Source organism: Cupriavidus sp. SIMBA_020, assembly GCF_046535395.1.
Taxonomy (GTDB): Bacteria; Pseudomonadota; Gammaproteobacteria; order Burkholderiales; family Burkholderiaceae; genus Cupriavidus; species Cupriavidus campinensis.
The window spans coordinates 1-329 of the sequence record NZ_JAWRWU010000235.1 but is presented as its reverse complement, the minus strand read 5'-3'; the positions used below and the strand labels follow the sequence as shown (position 1 = coordinate 329).

General features: G+C 66.3%; 1 protein-coding gene. It reads right to left on the bottom strand.

All coding sequences use genetic code 11. From position 1 onward, the window contains the following. Positions 1-329, bottom strand: a 329-nt coding sequence (locus SB751_RS28985; protein ID WP_410748906.1) for an AarF/UbiB family protein, incomplete at both ends; no start/stop codon positions are given.

Below are 329 nucleotides of genomic sequence, written 5' to 3'. Positions count from 1 at the left end.
CGATCACCGGCAGCATGTTCGGGCGCAGCACCTTGACCGCGACGGCCTTGCCCGCGTGCACGCCCTGCTTCAACTTCCCGAAATGCACCTGCGCGATCGACGCGCTCGCGATCGGCTCGCGCTCGAATTCGTCGAACAGCTCGTCGACCGGCGCGCCGAGCGACTTCTCGATGATCGCTATCGCGACAGCCGAATCGAACGGCGGCACCTGGTCCTGCAGCTTCGCGAGCTCGTTCGCGAAATCGACCGACAGCAGGTCGCGGCGCGTCGACAGCACCTGGCCGAACTTCACGAAGATCGGGCCGAGGCTTTCGAGCGCGTGACGCAGC